The organism is Actinomadura sp. DC4, assembly GCF_030406325.1.
In the GTDB taxonomy this organism is placed as follows: domain Bacteria; phylum Actinomycetota; class Actinomycetes; order Streptosporangiales; family Streptosporangiaceae; genus Actinoallomurus.
The window spans coordinates 1-5,584 of the sequence record NZ_JAUEQY010000070.1; the positions used below are offsets into that span (position 1 = coordinate 1).

A 5,584-nucleotide genomic window follows, 5' to 3' on the forward strand; every position below is an offset into this window, starting at 1 on the left:
GCGGATGTATCGGACCGGGGATCTGGCGCGGTGGACGGCCGGTGGGCAATTGGTGTTCGCGGGCCGGGTGGATGAGCAGGTGAAGATCCGCGGGTTCCGCGTCGAGCCCGGCGAGGTCCAGGCCGTACTCGCCGTACATCCGCAGGTGACGCAGGCTGCGGTGGTCGCTCGTGAGGACACTCCCGGAGACAGGCGGCTCGTGGCGTACGTCACCCCGGCCGATGTCGATGCCGCCGTGATCAGGGAGTTCGCCGCCGGGCGTCTGCCGGAGTACATGGTGCCCTCGGCCGTCGTCGCCCTGGACAGGCTGCCGCTGGCGAGCAACGGCAAGCTCGACCGCAAGGCGCTGCCCGCGCCCGGCTACGCCGCCGCGACGACGAGCGGCCGGGCCCCGGCCACGGTCGAGGAGGAGATCCTCTGCCAGGCCTTCGCCGACGTGCTCGGCCTGGACCACGTCGGTGTGGAGGACGACTTCTTCGCGCTCGGCGGGCACTCGCTGCTGGCGACGCGCCTGGTGAGCCGGGTGCGGGCGGTCCTGGGCGTCGAGCTGGAGATCCGGGCGCTCTTCGAGACACCGACCGTGGCCGGCCTCGCCGCCCGCCTCACCGACGCCGGCCGGGCGCGCGTGGCGCTGACGCCGGTGGCGCGCCCGGAACGCGTGCCGCTGTCGTACGCGCAGCGTCGGCTGTGGTTCCTGGCGCAGCTGGAAGGACCGAGCGCGACCTACAACAGCCCGCTGGTGCTGCGCCTGACCGGTGAGCTGGACGGCACGGCGCTGGACGCGGCGCTGCGTGACGTGATCGGACGGCACGAGTCGCTCCGGACGATCTTCCGGGCGGCCGGCGGAGAGCCGTACCAGCACGTCGTGGCCCCGGAGGAGCTGTCGTGGCGGCTGACCCTCGCCGGCACCACTCCGGGCCGCCTGGCCGACGCGGTCGCCGAGGCCAGCGGCCACGCCTTCGACCTGTCGGCGGAGGTGCCGATCCGGGCGTGGCTGCTCCGCGCCGGTCCGGACGAGCACGTCCTCGTGCTGGTGGTGCACCACATCGCCGGTGACGGCTGGTCGATGGGACCGCTGGCACGGGACCTGTCGGTGGCCTACACGGCGCGCCGCGAGGGCCGGCCGCCGGTCTGGGCACCCCTGCCGGTGCAGTACGCGGACTACGCGCTCTGGCAGCGCGAACTGCTCGGCGACAAGAACGACGACGGCAGCGTGCTGGCGCGCCAGATGGCGTACTGGCACGAGGCCCTGGCCGGAGCGCCCGAGGAGCTGGGACTGCCGTTCGACCGCGCCCGCCCCGCGGTGGCGTCGCACCGCGGGCTCACCGCCGCACTGGAGATCCCGGCCGAGCTCCACGCCGGCCTCCGGGACCTGGCGCGGGCCGAGGGCGTGACCGTGTTCATGGTGCTGCAGGGGGCCGTCGCGGTCCTGCTCAGCCGATTCGGCGCGGGTACCGACATCCCGATCGGCTCGGCGGTGGCGGGCCGGCTGGACGAGGCGCTGGACGATCTGGTCGGATGTTTCGTCAACACGCTGGTGATCCGCAGCGACCTGTCGGGTGACCCGACGTTCGCCGAGCTGCTGGCGCGAGTGCGGGAGACGAGCCTGGGCGCGTACGCGCATCAGGACGTGCCGTTCGAACGCCTCGTGGAGGAGCTCGCCCCGGCGCGCTCGCTGGCCCGGCACCCGCTCTTCCAGGTCGTCCTCACCAAACTGAACGCCTCCTCCGACGAGGAGAGCGTCTCGACGACCCTGGCGCTGCCGAAGGTCGACGCCGCGCCGCTGTTCCTCGGCAAGCCCGTCGCGAAGTTCGACCTGGACGTGATGGTCGGGGAGCAGTTCGACGGCGCGGGCGGCCCGGCCGGGGTCCGTGGCGCGGTCACGGTCGCGGCGGACCTGTTCGACGAGCGCACCGCCGAACGGATCGCGAGCGGCCTCGTACGCGTGCTGGCGGCCCTGGTAGGAGACCCGTCGGTGCCGGTGAGCACCGTGGACGTGCTCGGCCCCGACGAGCGCCGTCGCGTGCTCACGGAGTGGAACGACACGGCGATGCCGGTCCCGGGGACGCTGGTGCCGCGGCTGTTCGGCGAGCAGGTCGCGCGCACCCCGGACGCGGTGGCGCTGGTGGCGGGCGACACGCGGCTGTCGTACGCGGAGCTGGACGCGCGGGCGAACCGGCTGGCGCACTTCCTCAAGGCGCAGGGCCTCGGCGCCGAGTCCGTCGTCGGCGTCTGCCTGCCGCGCGGCGTTGAGATGATCACGGCGATCGTCGGCGTCTGGAAGGCGGGCGCGGCGTACGTGCCGATCGACCCGGACCAGCCGGCCGAGCGGATCGCCTACGTGCAGCGGGACAGCCGCGCCGTCCTGACGCTGACCTCCGACGAGGTCATGGAGGAACTGCCCGCGGGACGGCACCGCCTGGTCACGGTCGATGACCCGCTCGTGGCGACGCAGCCTGCCGAGGCGCTGCCGATGTCGATCGCCCCAGGTCAGGTCGCCTATGTCATCTACACGTCCGGGTCCACGGGCCGCCCGAAGGGCGTGGCGGTCACGCACGCGAACCTGGCGAACTATGTGGCGTCGGTGCCGGGGCGGGTGGGTTTCGAGGGTCCTGGCCGGTATGCGGTGTTGCAGGCGCAGGTGACGGATCTGGGGAACACGGTGGTGTTCGCCGGCCTCACGTCCGGCGGCGAGCTGCATGTCCTGGATGAGGACACGGTGACCGATCCCGTCGCCGTTCGGGCGTATCTGGCCGATCAGCGGATCGATTACCTCAAGGCGGTGCCCTCGCACGTGGCGGCGCTGGGCGGTGTGTCACCGCGCCGGTCGCTGGTTCTGGGCGGTGAGGCGGCTTCGCCGGAGTTGGTGGGGGAGCTGCTGGCCGGTGGGTGTGAGGTCTTCAACCACTACGGCCCGACCGAGGCCACGATCGGTGTCGCCACGGCACGGCTGACCGCGTCCGATGTGGTGCCGATCGGCGCACCGGTGGGAAACACCCGCTTGTACGTCCTGGATGCCCGTTTGCAGCCGGTCCCGGTGGGGGTGGCCGGTGAGCTCTATATCGCGGGCGCCCAGCTGGCCCGGGGTTACGTGGGTCGTCCGGGTCTGACCGCGGAGCGGTTCGTGGCGTGCCCGTACGGCGGCGGGCGGATGTACCGGACCGGGGACCTGGCGCGCTGGACCCCCGAAGGCCGGCTGGTCTTCGCGGGCCGAGCCGATGAGCAGGTGAAGATCCGCGGCTTCCGCGTCGAACCGGGCGAGGTCCAGGCCGTAATCGCCGCACACCCGCAGGTCACGCAGGCCGTAGTGGTCGCTCGTGAGGACACTCCCGGCGACAGGCGCCTCGTCGCCTACGTCGTCCCGGCCGAGGTCGATGCCGCCGTGATCAGGGAGTTCGCCGCGGGTCGTCTGCCGGAGTACATGGTGCCCTCGGCGTTCGTCGCCCTGGACGCGCTGCCGCTGGCGAGCAACGGCAAGCTCGACCGCAAGGCCCTCCCCGCACCCGGCTACGCGACGAGCGCCGCCACCGGACGCGGACCGGCGGGCATCGAGGAGGAGATCCTCTGCCAGGCCTTCGCCGACGTGCTCGGCCTCGAACGCGTCGGCGTCGAGGACGACTTCTTCGCCCTCGGCGGGCACTCGCTGCTGGCGACGCGCCTGGTGAGCCGGATACGGGCGGTGCTGGGCGTCGAGCTGGAGATCCGGGCGCTGTTCGAGACACCGACCGTGGCCGGTCTGGCCGCCCACCTCACCGACGCCGGCGAGGCGCGCGCGGCGCTGGTGGCCGGGGAGCGGCCCGGCCGGGTGCCGCTGTCCTACGCGCAGCGCCGCCTCTGGTTCATCGGCCGGCTGGAGGGGCCGAGCCCGACCTACAACAGCCCGGTCGTGCTACGGCTGACCGGCGACCTGGACCGGCGGGCACTGAACGCGGCGCTGCGCGACGTGATCGGCCGCCACGAGTCGCTGCGCACCGTGTTCCCGGTCGCCGACGGCGAGCCGTACCAGCACGTCGTACCGCTCGGCGAGCTGTCGTGGGAACCGGCGGTCGCCGAGATCACCCCCGAGCGCCTGCCCGGCGCCGTCGCCGAGGCGAGCCGGCACGCCTTCGACCTGTCGGCCGAGGTGCCGATCAAGGCGTGGCTGTTCGGCACCGGCCCGTGCGAGCACGCCCTCGTCCTGATGGTGCACCACATCACCGCCGACGGCTGGTCGATGGCGCCGTTGCTCCGCGACCTGTCGACCGCGTACGCGGAGCGGCGCGAGGACCGGACCCCCACGTGGAAGCCGCTGCCGGTGCAGTACGCGGACTACGCGCTGTGGCAGCGCGACCTGCTCGGCGAGCGCAGCGACCCGGGCAGCGTGGTGTCACGTCAGGTGGCGTACTGGCGCGAGGCCCTGGCCGGGGCGCCGGAGGAACCGGGGCTGCCGTTCGACCGGCCGCGCCCGGCCGTGGCCTCGCACCGGGGACACCAGGTCCTCCTCGATCTGCCGGCCCCGGTGCACGCCCGGCTGCGGGAGGTGGCGCGGACGGAGGGCGTGACCGTCTTCATGGCCCTGCAGGCGTCGCTGGCCGTCCTGCTGTCGCGGCTCGGCGCCGGCACGGACATTCCGATCGGCTCAGCGGTGGCGGGCCGGTTGGACGAGGCGCTGGATGACCTGGTCGGGTGTTTCGTCAACACGCTGGTGATCCGCAGCGACCTGTCGGGCGACCCGACGTTCGCCGAGCTGCTGGGACGGGTGCGGGAGACCAGCCTGGGGGCGTACGCGCATCAGGACGTGCCGTTCGAACGCCTCGTGGAGGAGCTCGCCCCGGCCCGGTCCCTGGCCCGGCAGCCGCTCTTCCAAGTCGTCCTCACGATGCACGACACGGCGGAGGCCGTCCTCGACCTGCCCGGACTGGCGGGGGAGCGGGTGCCGAGCGCCCGCCCGGCGGCCAAGTTCGACCTGGACGTGATGGTCGGCGAGGAGTTCGACGACCACGGCGCCCCGGCCGGGGTCCGGGGCGCGGTGACGGTCGCGGCGGACCTGTTCGACGAGCACACCGCCGAACGCGTCGCGGGCGGCTGGGTACGCGTCCTGACGGCGCTCGCCGACGACCCGTCGACGCGGGTCGGCACGGTCGACATCGCAGGCCCGGAGGAACGGCACCGGGTGCTCGTGGAGTGGAACGACACCGCGACGGTGGTCTCGCCGGCGTTGCTGCCGACGTTGTTGGGTCGTCAGGTGGTGCGTGTGCCGGAGGCGGTGGCGCTGGTCTCCGGTGATGAGGAGTTGTCGTACGCGGAGCTGGACGCCCGCGCCAATCAGTTGGCGCACTTCCTGCGGGCGCAGGGTGTCGGCGCGGAGTCGGTCGTGGGTATCTGCCTGCCGCGGGGTCTGGAGGTGGTGACGGCGATCGTCGGTGTCTGGAAGGCGGGCGCGGCGTATGTGCCGATCGATCCGGGTCAGCCTGCGGAGCGGGTGGCGTTCGTGCAGTCTGACAGCGGCGCGGTGCTGACGCTGACCTCGGAAGAGGTGATGGAGGACCTGCCGGCGGGCCGTCACCGCCTGGTCACGGTCGAGGACCCGCTCGTGGCCATGCAG

Annotated in this window: 1 protein-coding gene; it reads left to right on the plus strand. The window is 73.1% G+C overall.

Annotated features, from left to right (window positions below; translation table 11 throughout):
• Window positions 1-67 precede the first annotated feature (67 nt).
• Window positions 68-5,584, plus strand: a 5,517-nt coding sequence (locus QWU11_RS46935; RefSeq protein ID WP_290121111.1) for a non-ribosomal peptide synthetase, incomplete at its 3' end; no start/stop codon positions are given.